Below are 19,796 nucleotides of genomic sequence, written 5' to 3'. Positions count from 1 at the left end.
TTATTGTTTTAATATTCTTTTAGTACTTATACCTGCTGAGGAGACGATCTGAACTAAGTACATACCAGTTTCCAATGAGGAAAGATCAGCCGAATACGTTGTGCTATTAGGTGAAGCATTAAGAACTCTTTGTCCGATTGTATTATACATAGTTATTTCTAAAATTTCCTCCATCGCCTGAACATTCCATACATTTTTCACTGGATTTGGAAAAGCAGTAACGGACAATGAATCATTGTCATTCAGTCCTAAAGAACCAACTACATTAATATCATCGAAGTAATAAGTACTTCCATCACCAGGAAGAGATTCGATAAATTCAAAAAACACAATTACTTTCGTGAAATCGATACCTCCTGTCATTCCTGAAAAATCCCATACTAATTCTTCCCATTGATTATCAACTGTTGTGTTCACATCTAATTCTAAAAACTGACTCCCATTAACATTTTCTAGTTTTAGGCGAACTGGAATATTATTTTTTGGAGACCATGTTTTTATCGCAATACTTTCTGAAGTAGAAAAGTCAATAGGAACATTTAAAGAAAGGGTAGTCCCCGCGTAAAACTGGGAACCAACTGTTTTAATAGTTCTCACTACTGTGGCACTAGTATTTAAACCAGATTGATCAGGATTTGTTTCTATTGCAGAATCAGCTCCTTCAAAACCTACAATATTGTAATTAGCATTGGTATTCTCGAAATCCACAGGGAGTGCAACCGGATCACCTACAAGCCCATCACTAAAAGTTATTGAATCAAAATAAACTATGTTATCTGATATTCTCGCATCAAAATCAGGAAAAACAACAATCTGATCAATGTCGGTTGATGCAGCGAGACCAATTCTACTTGAAAAATCAAATGTCAATTCTTCCCATTGTTCTACGACGGTATTAGATACCTTGATCTCACCATCAGATGCTGCGGATGCTGTAGCGAATTTAATTCCAACATCACTTATTACCGACTTCCATACCATAATTTTAACAACGGCGTTTGAAGCATCTAAAGTAAATGTTCCAATATCCGACCCGTGCATTGATTCGACACCTGCAAAAGGTGCACCCGCTTCTAAGGCAGTAAATTTTGCTACAGTAGCAGAAGTATTTGCTCCAGAAGGATCTGGGTTTGCTATTATATCAAGCGGTGGATTTGAATCATTTTCAAATACTGTCCAAGTCCATGAAGCACCATTTCCACTTGCTTCAAAATCAATTGGTGCTACTTGAGCAAAACCTACTGTTGAAAGTAGTATTGCACATAATAATGTAATTATTTTGTTCATAATATTAATATTAAGGTTAAATAAACTTTATGTAATCTGCATTGTATTATTTCGGAAACGGACGCTAATCTCACTCGTGAACGGCAAAAGTGCCTACTTTGACAAAATTTACTAACAGATAAAATGAATAATTAAAAGACCAAATTTCTTTGTTTTTAATTTCTGAATTATTGATGCACACTTTATAGCTATCTATAAAGAATTTTATATTTTGATACTATTGGTATATTCTTACATAATCAACAAACAAAGAAGACTCCATAAATGCAGGATCAATAGCGCCACCAAAGCCGCCGCCCATTGCTACATTAAATATTAAGAAAAAGTCTTTGTCAAAAGGGAGGTTGTCACTGTTGGTGAACACATAAAATGGTGTTCCATCTACAGAGAAAGTAATCAAGTCTAAGGTCCAGTCTACGCTGTAAATATGAAAATTATCTGAAGCTCCAGGGATTATCGTAGAGCTACTCATACCGTTTCCACCAGAAGCACCAGGATAATGCAGTGTAGAAAAGATTTCATCTTGACTATTCCCTACATGTTCCATAATGTCTATCTCGCCAGCTGCTGGCCAAGGATTGGTTTCAAAATCTGCACCTAACATCCATAAAGCTGGCCAAGTTCCACCGCCGGTAGGAAGTTTTGCTCGCATTTCTACTTTACCAAAAGTGAATTCAAATTTATCTTGAGACACAATTCTTGAAGAGGTAAATTCGCTACCATTAAAATCTTCACGACGCGCAGTAATTTTTAACATGTTATCTTCAACTATGATATTTTCTGGTCTGTCTGTGTAATATTGCGTTTCTCCATTTCCCCATCCATTACTTCCTGTTCCTACATTGTATGACCAGTTACCAGTGCAAGGTGGTCCATCTACATCAAACTCATCTGCCCAAACTAATACATCATTATTACCACTTCCTGTATCTCCTGTTGCGCCAGAGTCACAAGCAGGTGGTGGTGGATTGTCACCGCCATCTTGTGGAATAAAAGTGTGGTACCAAGCTAGTAGATTACCCGTTGGGTCAAAAGGTTGTTGTAGTCCTCTTACGGTCAATTTATTTGCTGTTAATTCTATAATCTCATACTCCATGGATCCAGACCAATAAGACAATGTGCTGTTTTCTACATCAAGCTCTAAAGCTCCTGTTGCTTGATTTTCTATGATTACAAAACTTGTCTGAAAATCTAATAAATCTCCTAAATCGCGACATTCATCAACAAACTCTTGAGGTGCTGCATCAGGAAAAAAGCGTTTAACCTCTGCCCAGTTAATAAACGTAGCATCTACATCTTGTAATTCAAAACTATAATTGTTGTCTGCGTCATAACTGAAAGTCAACACATCATCATACATACATGGATCTAGTTGATTAGGTGCTGCAGAAAAGAAATCTGGAAAATCTACTTCTGGATCTCCTACGCCAAAATGTCCAGCATTTGAAGAATCCCAGATCCAACTTTTAGAACCGTCACCTGCAATTAAATTTAAGATGACAGGATCAATACTAAGTGTCACATCAAGATCTACCAACACAGTAGCACTAGAGCTCACTCCACCTCTACCATATGCGATTACTTGAATAATTTGTTGATACTGACCAGATTGCGTGTATCTAAATTCTGCCGTTTCGCCAACTGCTATTACCACAGGCTCTGCATCTGATAAAAAATACACGTGATAGTTGATAACATCCTCTGCACTAGGAGTAACAGTTACGTTACCAGAGTTATCTTGGGCGACAGCTACATTAAGTTGTAAGTTGCTAGGTGGAGTTACATCTCCAAAAGTAGGGTCATCCACTTCACAGCCTATAAAGACCATTGTTAATGCTAAGATTACAAATGTGATTTTTTTCATCTTTCTTTTTTTTTAATTCTCTAAAGTGATATCATCGAAGTAGTACGTGCTTCCATCTCCTGGAAGATTTACGATAAATTCATAAAAAACAACAACTCTTACAAAATCCGCTCCCGCGGTCATCCCTGAGAAATCATAGATTAATTCTTCCCATTCATCTACAACCGTCGTATTTACATCTACTTCAATCCCTACAGAATTGTCAGCATTTTCTAATCGTAATTTTACGGGAATCCCTGCTTTTGGCGAATATGATTTAAACTTGATCATTTCCGTAGTAGTAAAATCTATAGGGGTATCAAGTCCGACAACGGTTCCAGCATAAAACTGAGCGCCATCTGTTTTAATAGTTCTTAACACCATTTCACTTGTGTTGATACCTTCCATAAATGGATTTGCTTCAATGGCAGAATCTGCGCCTTCAAAACCAATGATTCCGTAATCTAGCGTGTCATCTTCAAAATCTAAAGGTAAAGTCACACCATCACCCGTGTTCGGAACCCCCTCTGATAACATAATATTATCGAAGAAGAAATTTGTTCCTGTTCCAACATTCCCGAAATCATAAAATACAATTACTTTAGAATATTCTTGTGTTAAATCTGCGCCGCTAAAATCAAAGTATAGGGTTTCCCAAGCGTTTGCAACGGCAGTAGTAGCATCTATCTCTGCGGAAATAGTAGGATCAACACCATTCTCTAGTTTTAATTTTACTGTGGCTCCTACTGTAGGAGACAATGAAGAAATACTAATGTCTTGGAGTGCCGTAAAATCTATAACACCTCCTAATTCTATCACTGTTCCTGCAAAGACTTCTGCACCATTCTCTTTAAAAAACTGTGCCACTTTAGTACTCGTGTTCTCACCTGATACATTTGGATTGTCGGCTAGCGTAGTAATCGCTCCTCCAAAGTCTATAAATGAATATTCTATAGATGTAGACTCAAAATCTATAGGAAGTAAAATAGGATTTATAATTACAACTTCTACCGTATCTTCTATCGTTGCGGCTCCACCCGCTAGTGCTACAACACGTACTGTGTATGTGCCAACTTCTGCGTAGGTATGCATTACGGCCTCTCCTATCATTAATGGAGTGGGTCCTTCATCTACTACATCTCCAAAATACACTTCAAAGCCTACAGAGAAATCTGCCATAGCAGAAACGTCAATAGAAAATGCATCTCCAGATACTGGAGTTATTGTTATTTCAAGATTTTCTGGTGGTAAGAATGAAACAATTACTTCTCTAGTGAGAGAAGTAGAATCTCCATTTAAATTAGTTGCTAAGACCGTCACGGTAAACGTACCTTCTTCATATACGTGAGATACAGATTCACCAGGCACTATGTCTGCTGCTTCACTGCTATCACCAAATTGAACGTTGAAGGCAGCTACACTTTCTCCAGAAGGAGTAAGAGCAACCACTCCAGTATTATCTTGTGTTAATGTAACTTGTAGCTCTAGATTAGAGGGTACAGCAATTCCATTTACATAATCTGTGTCGCGGTCATCATCTTCGCAACTAGCAAAAAGTGCTGTCACAAATAAAAAGACATAAATAAATTTTACGTTTTTCATAATTCTTTAATTAATATCCTGCGTTTTGTTCCCATCTGTTTCCTGCTAATTGGATTTCAATTAATGGAATTGGAAATATTTCATTTTTACCGTTTGTAAAGCCTTCAATTTCTTGAGCAGCTCTATTTGTTCTTACTTGATCAAAAAAGAATTGACCTTCTCCCATCAACTCTCTTCTTCGCTCATTATAAATAGCATTTGTAAGATCTGTACCTGAACTCATTATTTCTGGTTGCGCTGCACGTAATCTCACTCTATTTAAATAGGTACGCGCTATCGCATCCATTCCAGCCCCTCTATTGTGCGCTTCTGCTGCCATCAATAAAACATCTGCAAAACGAATGGCTCTGTAGTTATTTGGATTGGTAAGATTTTGATCTCCGGTATTAGCATCTCCTACTCTCGGTATGTATTTTCTATTGAAAAAACCAGTATGATTAAATCCTTCTACAAAGGTTACACCGGCCCCATTATTGAAATCTGCATTATCAACAATAAACTGGTCTATATTTAATATTGCAACATCTTTTCTAGTATCATCATCTTCAAAAAGGTCATATGATCCTTGCGTAGGAACATTAAAACTAAAGCCAGACTCAAATAAAGGACCGTTAAATGTTCTTGGTCCATTAAAACCAACCGCTACATTTCCTTCACTACATTGTAGACATCCAAAACCTGCACCTTCAACATCTGTGTATTGTACTTCAAAAACAGACTCAATGTTATTCTCATTATCATTCTCAAATAAAGTACTGTAGTCCATTACTAAGTCATAATTCATAGACCCAATCACGTTGTCTAGTAACACTGCAGCTTGACCAAATTTATCTTGATACAAGAATACCTTACCTAACAATGCCTGCGCAGCTCCTTTCGTTATTCTACCCGTTTCACTTTGTACCGTTGGCAAATTATCGATTGCAAACTGTAAGTCCATTTCTATTTGCGCATATACTTCTGAGCTAGGCGTGCGATCTACTTCATTTTGATCTCCAAAAAGTAAACGCTCATCTACTGCTAATGGCACATCGCCAAAAAACTTAGTCAACTCAAAATAGTAGTATGCTCTCAAGAAAGTTGCTTGCCCGATTACATTATTTCTATTTGGGAAATCTGTTTTATCTTTAAACTCAAGGATGAAATTTGCTCTGTTGACACCAGCGAACATCCAGTTCCAAACATCACGAAGATTATCATTTTGCGGCGTGTGGGACATGTTATCTATTTGCTGAAAACCTGGCACATCTATCGCACTCTCACCACCAGCCAGGGTATTGCTCGATGCAATCTCCCCTATCATTACATTGACATAGCTTGCCTGTAACAAATCATAAGCACCAACAAGTGCACTTTGGTAATCTGTTTCACTATTAAAATAGTCTTCAGAGTTTTCGTCTTGCGAATTGATATCCACAAAATCATCGCTACACGCGTTACACATAGTTAAAACAACTAGTGCCGCTGCGATATAAGTAATATTTGTAAATCGAAATTTCATAGTTTAAAATTTAAGATTTAATCCTAATAAATAAGTTTTTGGTGTTGGGTAGAATCCTATGTCAATTCCGCCACCTATAGGGGCACCAGAAGATGTAGTAGGATCATAGCCTCTATATTTTGTAAAAGTAAATGCGTTGCTTACAGAGGCGTAGAGTCTAAACTCATCCATCTTCCAAGCATTTGTCAGTTTTTCTGAGAAAGTATATCCTAACTGGATATTCTGGACTCTAATAAAAGACCCATCTTCTACAAAGAAGTCTGAAAACAAAGTGTTGTTTGAGGCAGCCGTCGTAACACGTGGGAAATCTGCAGATGTACCTGAACCCGTCCATCGTCCTAGATACGCAGTAGTTCTATTTGTTAAGGGTTGAAACCGCTCGTAGTTTCTTACTATTTCGTTTCCTAAAGAAGCATACGCATAGGTTAAGAAATCAAAGTTTTTAAAGGTGAATCCTATATTCATCCCGAAGGTTGCTTCTGGAATAGGGTTTCCTAAATCTGTTTTATCAAGGTCATCAATAATACCATCACCATTTATGTCTACAAAGCGAATATCTCCTGCCTGAGCTCCATCTAGCGTAGCCGCCGAATCTACTTCTCCTTGATTCTGAAATATTCCATCTGTTTCATATCCTCTAAAATAACCTATAGGGAAACCTGCTTCCATACGTGAAGGCGCTTCTTGACCAATACCAAAACTACCACCGGCAATAAAGCCATTCTCGTCACTCACAAATAATACTTCATTTTTAAGTGTTGTTGCATTTGCACTTATACTGTATTTAAAGTTTTCTGAAACCGTTTTGCGATATGATACACTTAATTCAATTCCTTTATTCTCAACTGTTCCCGCATTTACCGTAGGAGCTCCAGAACCTGGCGCTGCACCTCCAAGAATTCCTGATACTTGTGGCGTAAGCAGTAAATCTTCTGTTCTTCTATTAAAGTAATCTACCGTTACATCTAGCTTGTTTCCGAAAAATTTTGCGTCAAGCCCAATATCTAAAGTCTTTTGCTCTTCCCACTTAACTTCTGGATTTGATAGTTTTCCTACTGCAGTACCTATAACTAGTTCGTTACCAATAACGTAAGCTCCTTCTCCGTTTACAAGAGATTCAAAACCAAAATCGCCAATTCTATCATTTCCAATAATACCATAAGAGCCACGAAGTTTTAAGAAACTTAGGTTTTGACTACTCGATAAGAATTCTTCTTCACTCAATACCCAACCTGCCGATGCAGATGGGAAATAACCAAATTTATTATCTGGACCAAACTTGGTAGAACCATCACGTCTTATTACTCCCGAGAATAAATACTTTCCTTCATAGTCATATTGTATTCTTGTAAAATACGAAAGCAATCTAGCGTCAAAAGTATTTCCTCCATTTACGTTATTATCGATAACCTCACCTGCATTCGCGATGCTGGCATTGTTACCGTTATCTCCTGGAATATCAAAACCAGTGAAAGATCTAAAAGAACCTGTGGTTCTAAATACAGAGTTTGCAAGCACTACATTTACATTGTGCTTGTCAGCAAATGTGTTTTTATACGTCAAAAATGCATCAAATGTGTAATCACGGAAAATGTTTAACTCCTCAAACACACTGTTTCGTGCAATGTTAAATACTTTTCCAGAACCATAAAATTGTTTTTTAGCGAAACTATATCCGTCTACTTCTGCGTAGTTACCTTGAAATCTTGAAGACACCGAAAAGTTATCATTGATTTCATACGTAAGACCTAAGCTACCACCTATCTTGTGTACATCAGTATTGTTATTTGTATTTGCTATCTGCGCTATAGGGTTAATTACTTCGTTCCCTAATCCTTCAGATAAGCTGAAGGCACCACTTGCATCTCGAACCGAAAAGATTGGTGCATTGTTTAAAGCATTATACAGGACAGAACCTACTGCGTTTTCAGAAAGGGATTTCCTATCTGTGTTACTTAATAATATAGTGGTGTTCAGCTTTAATTTTTCTATAATTTTTCTATCGTGACTTACTCGGGCAGTAAACCTGCTAAAGTTTGCTTTACTTCCCCCAACAATACCATCTTGAGTAAGATAAGAAAGACCGAAAGATGTTTTTGAATTTTCACCACCTCCACTTACTGTTAGGTCTGCACTAATAACAGGAGCGCTTTCAAAAACGGTGTCCTGCCAGTCTGTTCCTTGTCCTAGTGAACCTACATTATTAAATAAAGGAACTTGACCTCCGTTTGTCCTTGATTCATTAACAAGTAATGCATATTCTGTAGCGTTCAATACAGGAATCTTCCGTGTTGTTTCCTGTACACCATAATACGACTTAAATTCTGCCTTTAATTCTGAATTGTAAGAACCGCTTTTAGTAACTATAAGTATCACACCATTTGCAGCACGTACACCATATATACCAGCAGTAGCATCTTTAAGAATATTAATAGATTCTATATCTGCAGGATTTACTACACTTAGATCTTCTATAACATTTCCGTCCAAAAGAATAAGAGGTCTGTTATCTCCATTTGTAGAGACGCCTCTAATTGCGATATTCAATCCACTACCAGGAGCTCCAGATCCAGATGTTATATTTACACCAGCTACTTGACCCTGCAAGGCTTCTTCTATTCTTCTTGGTTTGAGCGCCTCAATGGTTTCTGTACCTATAACAGATACTGCACCTGTGATTTCTTTTTTACGTTGCGTACCATAACCAACCACTATAACCTCGTCCAATTGCGAGGCATCCTCCACTAATTGAACATTAAGTGCACCTAACGTATTTACCGTAGCTACTTCTTGAGAAAGAAACCCAATATAAGAAACTACAATAACACCCTTAGGTGTTACATTTTTAAGGCTAAAATTTCCGTCAAAGCCTGTAATTGCTCCGTTATTTGTTCCTTTTTCAGAAACCGTTGCTCCGGCTAAAGGCAATCCACTGGATGCCTCGTAAACGGTTCCTGTCACCACCTTGTTTTGAGCTAACAAAGAGCTCGAAAATAGCAGTAGCATTATGAAAAAAGTTGTGTACTTCATTATGGTTGTAATTAGAAAAACAAGATAACACATTATCAACGTGTTACTATTAATTTACCCCTATACAATTATTATACAAACAAAAAAATAGCTAAAAAATTATCAATTTGTAAATTATATAGCGTTGTTTTTCAGAATATTACAAAATTTTATCTGAATTATCAAATATCGCTAATAAACTTCTTTGTAATAGTAATAAATATCAATGTTGTAGTAATGATGTAGTAAAAACTTCCTGTGTTGTAGTCCTTCAAGTCTATAAAGTAGCAGTTTAGCTTCACTTCGAAGTATTGTCCTATTTCTTTAATCGATCTTTAGCGCTTTATTTAAGCCGTCACTGGTTGAAAACAATTGAAATGGTGCGCGTCATTTATCCTCTAGCACTTAAGATAAAAACATTTTGAGAGACATTTTTATAGATCAATATATGGCGCATTTTAAAACACTATATGAGAAATATAATGAGAGACATTAAAATCATTCTCTAGATAAATAAAGTTTGTATACAGTAAAATTCAGTTTTAAGAACCTGATTTACAGACAGTAAATCGAGAGTCAGGTCTAGCTTAGCCCTTATTTAGAGTATAATCAAACCACTCGAAACGTTTGCGAACTTATCACCAGATTATGAGATTATAGTTGTCTTATGTATCGCTGGTTTTATTGTAGAATCAACCGTGCACATTTTTATTTACCCAAAAGATGAGGTGCCGAGAATGATTTCTCAAATGATTTTTCCTAATTCTGAAAATTTAAATATTGAAGAGGTATAATTACTGTTTTAATACAAGGAGGAACAATTAAAATTTCAGGTTCTCTTGTTTATCCCATAGACCCCAAAAAGCACCAATATCTCCCTCGTCACCTGTTTTCCAAGACTCATCGAAAGACGAAAAATAGAAGACATCAATATTGGCCTTAGCAGACCACGCTTGGGTATTAATAAAATACTTCATCGCATTTTCTTCTGTAGCATGTGCTCCTTTTAAACTACCGCCTTCACTTGGCCAACCTGTTTCGGTAATGATTATAGGTTTCCCATTTGCCGTGTCAACTACCTGACCATACATTTGCTGCATATGGCCTAAAGCACCATCAATTTGACATCCTTCCCAATATGGGTAGCAGTTGCTTAAAATTATATCAGATACTTCTACTAATTCTGGATGTCTTGAAAATTCGTAATAGGCATCAACATAGCCAACAGGGATATTTGGCAATGCTTCTTTCACCCGTTTGATGTAGCCTAACAATTCTTCTAGTGTTAAATCATTTCTGTACAACACTTCATTTCCAACCGCTGCAATATCTACATTACCTTCTTTAGCCAATTGTATTAAGGCCTCAATCTCCTTTTCATTTTCTTTTTTGTCATCGCTCAACCAGGACCCAACTAGTGTTTTCATTCCGTGCTTATGAGCAATTCTAGGAATGTGCTCATTGCCGTCAATACAGGAAAAAGAGCGCACCCATTTTGAGTAAGGTGCTAGTATTTTTATACGTCTTTCTACTTGAGCTTCTGTAATAATATCCCCAGGCTCTTGCCCATCTTCATACATACTAAAACCGATACCATGCATTCCAGCATCTAGCGTCTTTCTCCAAAGTTTTTTTAATTCTTCAGTTTCATATTTACCAAAATCAATACCAGATTGTTCTGTAAAATTTAATCCGTTATACGTGTGATATTCTTCTCTTCTATATGACATAGCTGATTGATTTTAATTTATTAATTTTATTGAATAAACCTTTAGCTGTATTTTAATTCTTCATCTTTATTCCAAATTCCCCATCGTGCGCCAAGCTCACCTTCAATTCGCACTTTCCACGATTCGTCAAAGGATGAGAAATGGATCATTTCTACACCTTCGTTTGTCGCCCATTCTTGAGTCTGTATAAAATACTTCATAGCATTTAATTGCGTTGGCCGTGCCTCTTTAATCATTTCACCTTGACTTGGCCATCCAGTTTCTGCAATAATTATTGGTTTCCCATTTGCAACGCTTTGTGTAATGGCGTGCATCTGTCTTAAATGTTTCAAGGCGACGTCTATGTGGAATCCTTCCCAAAAAGGATAACAGTTAACTAAAATAACATCGGTCGCATTGACCAGACTTGGTCGGTTGTTATACTCGTAATAGGTATCTACATAGCCCACCGGAATGTTTAATCCCGCAAGCCCTTCTTTAACAGTATTAATATATGCTATTAATTCATTTTCAGAAATATCGCCTCGTAACAGTACTTCATTACCAACTGCTGCGATATCAACAAAACCTGCTTTTGCGAGTTTAATTAAGGCTTTTATTTCTTTTTCATTTTGTGCTTTGTCATTACTGATCCAAGCACCGACCATAGCTTTTCTATTGTTACTATGTACTATTTCAGGTATAAGTTCATTTCCGCGAGTACAAGAGAATGATCGCACCCACTTAGTATAAGGCGAAATGATTTCCATACGACGACGAATTTGTGTTTCTGTTAATATATCACCAGTATCTTGACCTTCAACATAAGGACTAAAGCATAGTCCGTTGATGCCTGATTGCAATCTTGCAGAAAATAACTGGCCGATATACTTTGCATCTTTATTGGTAAAATCAATTTCAGAATACTTACCTAATTTAACTTTACCATTTAATGCTATCAAGCCACCAGCACTATATCCTGAAGATCGTTCTTCTGGATTTTTTTCTGATTTTCTTTTCGCTAGTTCTGCACTTATAACTAATGCTTTTTCTTCTGTATGATCATAATTACGCATGATCCACATCGCTCCAAGTGTACCAAGTATAGGTAAACCTGAGTAGAATAAACGTATGCCGGTAATGGACGCTTCAGTATTTACAGTATCTGGAACGAAGCCTACTAAAGTCATAATAGCACCCGTTAATAATCCTGCAATTGCAAAACCAAACTTTACCATCCACCAATAAATAGCTCCAAACACACCTTCTCGTCGCTTCCCTGTGTTTAATTCATCAATATCTATTATGTCTGAAGTCATAGACATCATTAACGTAAATAAACCTCCAATTCCGAAAGAGAAAAAAGGCAGAGCAAATAAAAACATATAAGGTTTTCCAGGGATAAACAAGAACCAAAGCATAATGTAACCTAAAACAGAAATCCCTTGCGAAATCATAAAGGCCTTCTTTTTCCCTATTCTCATAGACATCCTAGCCACAATAGGTATCACCAAAAAAGTAGTTGCTAAGGCACCTACGCTCCCTAATAGTGTTGGCCAAAGCCCTGCTGCTCCTGTATCTCCATTAAATAAATAATACACCACAATAAAAAATGAAAAACCAGCAACGACATTAAAAGCATTGTAGATTAAAAATGTTGAAAAACACAATTTTCTAAAAGCCTCAATTTTAAAAGCCTCTTTAAAATTTTCAATAATTTGTTTAAGACTTCCTCCTAAAGTTTTTATAGACAACGGAGTCAGGCTTTCATCATCTTTTGTTGACTTGCTTCTAATAAAAAACGCAGGCACCATAGCTAAAAGAGCACAAATAACAGCGACCCAGATACCTAACGTTCTGGTAGTCTCTGTTGTGACTCCAAACCAATTGTCATTATACATCACCACCCAAAACCAAGGTGCAATTACCCAAGCCCATTGTCCAATTGACTGCGCAACTGCCATGATATTTGTACGCTCATGAAAATCATCACTCATCTCATAACCCATTGCTACATAAGGAACAGAAAAAATAGTAAGTCCGAGGTAAAAAACCAAGGACCATATCAAGAAATATGTAAAGTTATAACTAGCGCCATCTTCTATATACATTTGCCACAGCAATGCAAACGAAAATCCCATTACAACCGCTCCTAAAAGCACATACTGCCTTCTTCTACCCCAGATAGATCTTGTGTTATCTGAGATAAAACCCATTAATGGATCTGTAAAAGCATCGAAAATACGAGGGAGAAAAAACAGAACTCCCCATAAAATAGGAGAAATTCCATAATCTTGAGTCAACACTACCATAAAAATGGCTAATGCAGCTGGGAACATTTGGTTCGCAAGCATACCTAAGCCAAAAGCTATTTTTTGACCCATTGGTACCTTTGAGGACGCATTTGTGTTTGACATAATTAATTGACTTTTTTAGCTGGCACAATAACTGTTTGCAAGGCTTGTGCATTTATATTGATAGCAAGTGATTGTTCATTTAAAATTAAATTAAAGCTTTTTGCCGTTTCACCTTCATTAAAAACAACCACAGCAATAGTACCATCAGGATTTTTTGCAGCAGTAACTTTTAGGGCTCCATCTGTGTTTTGTACTTCAAAAACGATAGCACCTGGACGTATGTATTTGCTAAAGTGCGCCATCGTATAATATAGAGGCGTGAAGTATACTTCGTCTGCATCTGGATCTACAAGTACCGGAGCCACACACCAATTTTTAAACCAGTTAGGACCACCTTGTCTGTCGAGTACCATATTCCAATCTACCCAACCATCTACCCAATTGTTTAGGCATCCTATAATATCATTTGCATATCTATTTACTGGCGCGTATTTAGGATGTAAATACTTTTGATCTTCTGGAGCCCAATCCCAACCCCAATCTGTAGCTTCCTTTTTCCAATACCAAGAATCGTCTTTCCAAACTGGAACTTGAGAATCTATACACCCTTCCGTTTCTATTAAATATTTTTTAGGTGCTTTATTGTGCGCGTATTGTAATTCTTCTGGAAACACCTCATACGTGCTTTCATACCAATGTATGGCTGTACCATCAAAATATTTTGAAGTTGCTTCAGTAGCATACATAGAATCTACCCATTCTCTTATGCCGGCTCTATTTTGATCATAGCCCAAAATTATTTTGTCTCCGTGACCATCTGCTTCTAGTTTTGGCCCTAAATGGTGTTGCACAAAATTGGTCATTTCATCAGGTGTAAAAAGCATACTTTCCCAGTTGTTACCATTTCCATGAGGTTCATTTTCTACAGTAAAACCCCAAATATCAATACCTTCAGCTTTATAAGCATCTATATATTTTGAAAAGAACAATGCCCAAGTATCATAATATTTCGGAAGTAATCTACCACCCACCCAATCATTATTATCTTTCATCCAAGGTACAGCAGTCCAAGGCGATGCAAAGATTTTAAAACCGCCTTCAGATACTGCCATCGCATCTTTTATCATAGGTATTAAATCGTCTTGGTCATCTTTTATCGTGAAATGTTCCAACTCTATATCATCTTTAACAGGCGAATAAGAATACTGCGATAAGGAGAAGTCGCAAGAATTCATGTGGGTTCGTGTTAATGAATAATTAGCTCCGTCTTTTGCGAAATACGCTTGTAATATGGTATCTCTATTTTTCTTGCTCACTTTATTTAATAAGTACGCAGAAGACTCTGTAAATGCACCTCCAAACCCGGTAATGGTTTGTAATTTTTTCTTCGGAAATAAGGTAATTGTGTTTTTTGTTACTATTTCAGAAATAACAGTGATAGGCGTTAATTTATTTCCACTAGCCGAAGTTTCAAAAACTTCAACTTGTAATGGTTGCTGTGCGGTGCATGCTGTGTGCATTACTGTTAGAATTAATAATGAATATGTGGCTGTTAATTTCATATTAATGATTTAAAGTAATTTCACTTTTTACAGGAGGCAATTGTACCTCGAGTAATAAATTGTCCTTATTACCACTATATGTTTTAGTAATGGGCTTGCCACCGCGTGTTAAACCTTTAAAAACATCTTTATCCACTAAATCCCAAAGAACATATTTGGCTTTGCCTTCCGAGGTAAATAAACCAAAATAATTTTCAGACCCACCAGAATTTTGGGCATCTTTCCAAGGCTCATCAAAAGCTTCAAAATAAAAACAAGACATGCCTTCGCCATTTGTCCAGTCTCGCATATTATTATAAAAAATAGCTTGTTTATACTCGTCTGTGGCTCTAGAGCCCTTTGCTCCATAAAGTCCATTTGAGGCACTTGCCCAACCTGTCTCACCAATGTGGATAGGTTTGTTTTGACCTATGGTTTTTAAATAACTGGCTACACTATCACGCTGAGAAATCGCATAGTCCATTGTGCGCTTCATAGCCGCATCGATTTTGTTTACACTAGCCAATTTAGCTTCCTCCCCAAAAACACCCCAAAAAACAGGGTTGTAATGTGTATCGTGCATAGGATACGTATGTACAGAAAGGTAATCTACCGCATTAATAAGCTCTTCTAAATCTTTCGTGTGATAGCTATTTTCACCTCCACCCCACGAAGCAAAATTATCTGAACTTGTCACCCAAAGGTCTTTCGACAATTGACCTTCTTTTTTTAAGTTTTGTAAATGATTCACCCATTTTAAGATGATATCTGGCTGCACAAAATAGGACGTTGCCCATTTTACCATTGCCTCGTTACCAACAGCTATAATCTTAACAATATCTGGATATTGGTTTGCTAATGCGACAGCACGATCTATTTCTTCTACATTATTTTCGCTTTCTGCATAGTGGTTCAGAGGCTGATCTGTCCACGCGTTTTTACAGTCTATCCAAGCGCCTAACATCACATACATTTCAAATGTTGAGTTTTCTTTTTTTAATTCGTCAATTGCCTTTAACAAATTGGAAGCGTGAGCCAACTGCACATTATAAGTGCGCAACACTCTTATGTTCATCGCATAAAGAATTTTCATGTCTTCTTTAAGCTCAGCTATAGTTGGCTGGATGTCTCTAGATTTTTTACGGTACCCCCCATAAGACAATGCTAAATAATTAGGATTTCCTAGAATTTCTTTTGCTGTTAGGTTATTTTGCATGAGCTGTTTTGGGGTATTATCTTTATCCTTATGTTCTTTACACGCCACCATACCTAGCACTACCAATAAAATAATCAGGAAGTGCTTAAATATTCTCATAATACTCGTATTCTTATTTTAATTGATCCTTTTTAATATGCACTTGTATTTTTACTATATCACCAGAACGATTAAAAATCTCATCGCTTGTTTTCTTGTCTAAGCTTAAGGTTTCAAATGTTCTAGTATTTCCGTCGTTAAATTGCACGCTTAACTTATCTTCCTTAGAAATCGTATACACGATTGGCACCTGACAATAGGTGAAACAGAGAGATTCTTTTGGTACGAGCACTTCTTGTTTTTCTTTTGAAATATTAATGAAACTAAAAGTTCTTTCTTCTTTTAAAAATTCAATTTTACGGAGTAAACAAGGATTAAAATAGAGCTGACCTTGATCAACAAAAACACCTAATTCGCCAAACCTACTTAAGATATCCTCTTTCACTTGTCCTGTCATTCCAGGTTGCTGCGCCCCTTTTCCTGCAGGTGTATGTGAATAGGGATCCGTCGGAAATGCACCATATAATGAAGGTGACTTATGGACACCTATACCCGCATTTATCTCATAATAGTGGTCCAATAACCCACCAATAACAGCTTCAGACTCTTTGTTCTTAATTGCTTTTAAACAAGACTCTTGCGCTGCTAAGAGTAGCTTAGAAACCATATGCCAATAAATAGAACCCAGCCCTTCATAACCATAAAATGTCCCTGAGCGCCCCGTAAAAGATTTATGATTAAAGACGTTTTCAAATTCTTGAAGAATCAGTTTCATCTCTGTTTTTATAAGTGCTGCATATTTTGGCTCTGAAAGAGATTGTACCGCGACTTTTAAATCATTCGAATTTTTTATATAGCCATTAAAATGATACTCATTATTAATATCTTTTTCTATGATTTGAATATTCTTATCAGCTACTAATTGTTGCAATAATTGCGACTTTAAGACAGCTTGTTCAGGAATAGTATTGCGTTCTAAGAACCCTTTTAATTCTTTATTTGGGTATAAGAGATAACTGTATTGATCTGGTCTAAAAAGTTTGCTTTTTTTCAATGCATCCAGCACAACCAGCACCTCTTTAGCTGGCAAATAATCAGAACTTAACACAGCAACTTGCCCCTCTAGCATTTCATCTAAATAGGATATAGAAATACTATCATCTTGATTGACAGTCATTAAATTATAAGCGTGATACAAACTATCTGAGCGCCTATTTGCTCTTATAGAATGTTCTAAAAACTCAATACTGATACTCACCAAATCTTTTATCTCTTGGATAGACACGCTCATTTTTCTACCAGAAAATGAGTGGTTATAAATTTGTTTTCTATAATCACTTCCTGCTTGTCCCAAGCTATCTAAAACCCGTTTTCTATCCAGATCATTTATGGGTCCAGACAATAAGCCTTTATGTTCTTTAAAAGTATTTGTTACGTTATGGAAAAACGCGACTAGCTCTGAAGATATTTGAACGTTCTCTATAGTTGATTCAGAAAATATTTTTTCAAAAAATGTAAGGAAACGCCTTAAATAACATAGCGTTACCATAGACACTCCATTCCCTACTAATGCATTATTTGCATCATTCCACTCTGGGCGTTGGGTACTCATCCAGATCCCACCTTCTGGGATAAAGTTTGAAAGTTTTGCAAGCGTTGTTGCTAGTATCTTTTCAATAAAATTTACTTTAACGATAAATCTATTTTCATCGCGCAACAATGCACCGTCTGCTCCTAATTCATGTCTTTGCTCCCGAATCTTAGTATCTAAAACTTCGTCAAATTCTATGGTGTCTTTCGGGTCTTTTAATAAGTCTTTATACTCCTTAATCTTATATGGAACATTCGCATAAACAAAGAAGTCTTCATTAAAAAAATGCTCTAATTTTCCTGGCTTATGGCTTTCTAATAATTCTAAAAATTTCAACAAATAAATAATTTGATGATCTCCCCAATAGCCAATGTAAGACCAAGGGTCGTCTGGCTCAATAGTCTCCCAGTCAAAACCGTCTTTTGTAACACGATACGGATTGTATCCATCAAAGGTTGTTGCGTTTAAGAACTTATGAATCATACTTTCTAAAAACTCTGGATACGAATGCGCTAAAGCTTCCCAATTTTGGAAAATATCGCGCCAATTTCCTTCATAGTCTAAAATTTTAGACCCATCAATTTCACTTTTAGTATTAATCGAAAACTTGTTCCAAGGGCGGCTTGGATCCCCATGTCGACGACTAAATTTTAATGGCATATACTCTAAACATAGGCGCCTAAAGTTTTTATCTTCACTGTTATAAGCAACAGCTTGCAATCCTGCAAGTGTTATGATATCTGGTAGGTTCTCAACTGTTTTTTCTGTTGTTCTTGCGACTTTTTTATTGGCTTTCGCAAGGTATTTCTGGAAATCCCATTTTTCGATTTTATAATTATTATCGAAGATTCCGCCACGCATAATATTAAATAACGTGTTAGAAAAATGGCGTGTATCTCTAAATTTATCTGCGGAAAGTTGCATACCATCTGAGGCCGCGTTAAGCGCTAATAAACGCGTTGTACCTAAGTTAATTTTATCATTAATAAGCTGGTACAACTCTTTTTCAAACTTTATCTTATGAATAATTTTTGCTATGGCAGCGTGGCTTTTATTGACATCTGCAACAATTAACCATTCTTTGCTTTCTTTTGAAGCCAATAGTATTTCCGAAGTAATAAAATAAGCCCCTTTTTCTCCTTTAATATCTGTCTCTTCGTGAACGGGTAGTTCATTTCTGAAATTTTTAATTTGAAGTGATGATAGTAAATGTTTTGGATTATCTAAACCTAAAGACCAAGTAATATTTGCCTTTAAGGCCTCACTTGGCTCCGCTTTATCGACAATAATGGCGCTTAAAGCAAAAACACCAAGGCCGGTACTTTTTTCTAGCTCACTGCGCTTATATGCATCTACAAGATTACTACTTGCGTTTTGCAAATCGCTCCCAACACCATAGGGTAAGATGTTTTGAATTCCGTCAAGTATGTTTATTTTAACTTGAGAATTCGCATTATTAAGAAGCTCAGATCTTTTTATAAAACCAAAGGTATTTGTTGAATTCCATTGGTATCTGAACGTGAGTTCAAGATCGTGATTGATTTCTTCAAAAATAACCTTATTCCCGTATTCGTTTTTATATAAATTTTGAGACGTATTAAATACTCCTTCAAAACGTTCTGAGAATGGTTCCCACAAATGCACGACACCATTTTTATGTACGTGAAAAATAGATTTGCTCCCTGTAATATCTGCAGATTCTGTAATTTTATCATCTGTGTAATAGGGAAACAATGAGAATTCTGCTGTCTTTCGTCCCGCAGTTAACCCCCCATTACTCGATATAAACATCCAATGGTTAGAGTCACTTACAATACTCATAAAAAACGGACGCATCTTATTGCTATTCGTAATTTTATAGTAACGCTCATTATTAATTACCACGTGATCAATTGAGCTACCCTCGTTTGTATTTTTAGTTTTGATACTATTCACTTTGTGTGCTTGGTTGTACATTTTTTTTTAAATTCTTAAATTTTCTTTAACGCGTTGAAATAAGCATGCAAAGATGTATACACGCTATTTCTATGATTAAAATAGGGTACAATATTTTTTTAAATGAGGCTTAACAACGTTTAAAAAAGCCCATATTGGTTATTTA

Annotated in this window: 10 protein-coding genes; all 10 read right to left on the bottom strand. The window is 36.4% G+C overall.

Annotated elements, in window-relative coordinates; translation table 11 throughout:
• A complete protein-coding gene (locus ABXT71_RS09320) occupies nucleotides 1–1,287 on the bottom strand; it encodes a T9SS type A sorting domain-containing protein (protein WP_415371051.1) in 1,287 nt (428 codons plus the stop codon).
• Nucleotides 1,288–1,504: 217 nt separating this feature from the next.
• Nucleotides 1,505–3,151, bottom strand: a complete 1,647-nt coding sequence (locus ABXT71_RS09315; protein WP_415371050.1) for a family 16 glycosylhydrolase — start codon at nucleotides 3,149–3,151, stop codon at nucleotides 1,505–1,507.
• A 12-nt stretch (nucleotides 3,152–3,163) separates the two neighbouring features.
• Nucleotides 3,164–4,732 (bottom strand): hypothetical protein, encoded by a 1,569-nt coding sequence (locus ABXT71_RS09310; RefSeq protein ID WP_415371049.1) that lies wholly within the window; start codon nucleotides 4,730–4,732, stop codon nucleotides 3,164–3,166.
• 10 nt (nucleotides 4,733–4,742) lie between these two features.
• Nucleotides 4,743–6,233 (bottom strand): RagB/SusD family nutrient uptake outer membrane protein, encoded by a 1,491-nt coding sequence (locus tag ABXT71_RS09305; RefSeq protein WP_415371048.1) that lies wholly within the window; start codon nucleotides 6,231–6,233, stop codon nucleotides 4,743–4,745.
• Between the two features lie 3 nt (nucleotides 6,234–6,236).
• Nucleotides 6,237–9,263, bottom strand: coding sequence for a SusC/RagA family TonB-linked outer membrane protein (locus ABXT71_RS09300; RefSeq protein WP_415371047.1), 3,027 nt, complete (start codon nucleotides 9,261–9,263; stop codon nucleotides 6,237–6,239).
• 800 nt (nucleotides 9,264–10,063) lie between these two features.
• A complete protein-coding gene (locus tag ABXT71_RS09295; RefSeq protein WP_415371046.1) occupies nucleotides 10,064–10,972 on the bottom strand; it encodes a glycosyl hydrolase family 17 protein in 909 nt (302 codons plus the stop codon).
• A 41-nt stretch (nucleotides 10,973–11,013) separates the two neighbouring features.
• A complete protein-coding gene (locus tag ABXT71_RS09290; protein WP_415371045.1) occupies nucleotides 11,014–13,368 on the bottom strand; it encodes an MFS transporter in 2,355 nt (784 codons plus the stop codon).
• Between the two features lie 2 nt (nucleotides 13,369–13,370).
• Nucleotides 13,371–14,828: a glycoside hydrolase family 30 protein gene (locus tag ABXT71_RS09285; RefSeq protein WP_415373091.1), complete on the bottom strand. Its 1,458-nt coding sequence runs from the start codon at nucleotides 14,826–14,828 to the stop codon at nucleotides 13,371–13,373.
• A 43-nt stretch (nucleotides 14,829–14,871) separates the two neighbouring features.
• The gene (locus ABXT71_RS09280; RefSeq protein ID WP_415371044.1) at nucleotides 14,872–16,164 is read right to left on the bottom strand and encodes a glycosyl hydrolase family 17; all 1,293 of its coding nucleotides are present in this window, start codon (nucleotides 16,162–16,164) and stop codon (nucleotides 14,872–14,874) included.
• A 13-nt stretch (nucleotides 16,165–16,177) separates the two neighbouring features.
• On the bottom strand, nucleotides 16,178–19,651 hold the full coding sequence (locus ABXT71_RS09275; RefSeq protein ID WP_415371043.1) for a hypothetical protein: 3,474 nt from the start codon (nucleotides 19,649–19,651) through the stop codon (nucleotides 16,178–16,180).
• Between the last annotated feature and the right edge of the window lie 145 nt (nucleotides 19,652–19,796).

The organism is Patiriisocius sp. Uisw_047 (assembly GCF_047730165.1).
GTDB lineage: Bacteria > Bacteroidota > Bacteroidia > Flavobacteriales > Flavobacteriaceae > Patiriisocius.
The sequence above is the reverse complement of the archived record's forward strand: the minus strand, read 5'-3'. Positions and strand labels throughout refer to the sequence as shown.